The sequence below is a fragment of the Massilia frigida genome (assembly GCF_011682175.1).
Taxonomy (GTDB): Bacteria; Pseudomonadota; Gammaproteobacteria; order Burkholderiales; family Burkholderiaceae_D; genus Telluria_A; species Telluria_A frigida.
The window spans coordinates 1-357 of sequence record NZ_WHJG01000194.1 but is presented as its reverse complement, the minus strand read 5'-3'; the positions used below and the strand labels follow the sequence as shown (position 1 = coordinate 357).

1 pseudogene is annotated in these 357 nt (G+C 40.6%); it reads left to right on the top strand.

From position 1 onward, the window contains the following. Positions 1-357: pseudogene (locus tag F2P44_RS34640) on the top strand (anticodon nuclease); the annotation flags it as partial.

Sequence of the window (357 nt, the reverse complement as noted above, 5' to 3'; positions counted from 1 at the left end):
CTAAGGGCGAAGAAAGCAATTTCATATGGAGCATATTTTGCACACTAATTGAACAAGTCATCAGTGTTCTTAATATTGTTGAGCCAAGCGAGCGTGAAACGGATCGATATAATCAGCTTGAATATGTATTTGTTGATGACCCAGTCAGCTCTCTGGACGATAACCATCTGATTCAATTGGCCGTTGACTTGGCGCAACTGATAAAATCAAACGAATCCGGCGTCAAGTTTGTTATTACAACCCATAGTCCGATTTTTTTCAACGTCCTTTGCAACGAGTTTGGCAGTGATGAAAAGACAGAACGTTACCATTGGAAATCGAAGTGGTTCAGTAAATCGCGACTTGAGAAAAATGAGG